Annotated in this window: 2 protein-coding genes; one reads left to right on the top strand and one right to left on the bottom strand. The window is 35.4% G+C overall.

Going from position 1 to position 1,671, the window contains the following annotated elements; translation table 11 throughout:
* A partial coding sequence (locus VK998_RS07775; RefSeq protein WP_325227357.1) for an amino acid ABC transporter ATP-binding protein occupies nucleotides 1-655 on the top strand: 655 nt, incomplete at its 5' end.
* Between the two features lie 104 nt (nucleotides 656-759).
* Here the strand turns inward: VK998_RS07775 and VK998_RS07770 are convergent.
* On the bottom strand, nucleotides 760-1,671 hold a 912-nt coding region (locus VK998_RS07770), incomplete at its 5' end, for an NAD(P)-dependent alcohol dehydrogenase (RefSeq protein ID WP_325227355.1).

Raw genomic sequence — 1,671 nt, 5'->3', positions numbered from 1 at the left:
GGATGGTGAAGTTGTTGGGCTAATAGGACCTTCTGGTTCAGGTAAAAGTACTCTTATAAGATGTATAGACTATTTAGAAGAACCTACATCTGGAGATATATTCATTAATAATAAAAACATTGCTAAATCTAAAAATAAAATAGACAAGATAAGGCAGCATATAGGCATGGTGTTTCAACACTTTCATCTATTTCCTCATAAAACTGTATTAGAGAACATAACTTTGGCTCCAATTTTAACGGGAAAAAGGACTAAAGAAAAAGCAGAAGAAAAAGCTATTGAACTTCTTGAGATTATGGATTTGGTAGACAAGAAAAACGCTTATCCAGACTCTTTATCAGGAGGACAAAAACAAAGAATTGCAATTGCCAGATCCCTTGCTATGGGTCCAGAAATAATGCTTTTTGATGAAGTTACATCAGCCTTGGATCCAGAAATGGTGGGAGAGGTTTTAAACGTAATGAAACAGTTAGCTGAAACAGGTATGACAATGATAGTAGTAACTCATGAAATGGCCTTTGCGAAACAAGTTGCTGATAGAGTAATATTCATGGACAATGGAGAAATCATAGAACAGAATAATGCATTGGATTTATTTGAAAATCCACAAAATTCTAGGACAAAAGAATTCTTATCAAAAGTATTAGAATATTAATTGAGATTTTATAGTAGCAGACGGAGGATGGATTTCTAGATATTAAACTTGTTTGTAATGTTAAATTTTTGGGACAAGGAGATTCTTCTCCTTGTCCCAAAATACTATTCTACAAATACTACAGGTTTGATTAAATCTTCTTGTTTATTTTTCATTAGCATTAAAGCTTCTTCAATATGATCGAACCCGTGGAATTTATGGGTTACTAGTTTATCTGGATCTACTCTATTGTATATTACTAGGTCTATTAGTCTTTCCATTCGATTCCTGCCTCCTGGAGTTAATCCTCCTATTATGGTTTTATGAGCCATTCCACTACCCCATTCAAGTCTAGGTATAGGAATTATATCGCCTTCTCCATAATAGTTTACATTTGAAACTATACCTCCAGGTTTTACTATTTTAACAGCAGTTTTCATAATTTGAGGGCTAGCACCGGCTATAATGACTTTGTCTACTCCTTTTCCATTGGTGAGTTCCATAATTTGTTCTTCAACAGGTCCATCTTTATAATTAACAATATCTGTAGCACCATAGAATTTTGCCGCTTCCACTAATGCTTTTCTACTTCCTACTCCTAAAATTCTACTTGCACCTTGAATTTTAGCTCCTGCTACAGCCATAAGACCTACTGGCCCTATTCCAATTACAGTAACAATATCTCCTAATTGAATCTCTGCAAGCTCTGCACCATGAAACCCAGTGGTTACCATATCTGTTATCATGACGCCTGCTTCAATGGACATATTATCTGGAAGATGTGCTAAGTTCATGTCTGCATCATTAACATGGAAGAATTCTGCAAAAACTCCATCCTTGAAATTTGAAAATTTCCATCCTGCTAACATTTCTCCCGAATGTTGAGAAAAGCCTCGTTGACTTTCTATGGTTCGCCAATCTGGTGTAATAGCAGGTACAACAACCTTATCTCCAGGTTTGAAATCTTTCACTTCGCTACCTATTTCTACTATTTCTCCTACTGCTTCATGGCCTAATATCATGTTTTCTCTTTCTCC

It is taken from the genome of Schnuerera sp. (genome assembly GCF_035459645.1).
Taxonomy (GTDB): Bacteria; Bacillota; Clostridia; order Tissierellales; family Tepidimicrobiaceae; genus Schnuerera.
This window is presented reverse-complemented; position numbering and strand designations above follow the sequence as displayed.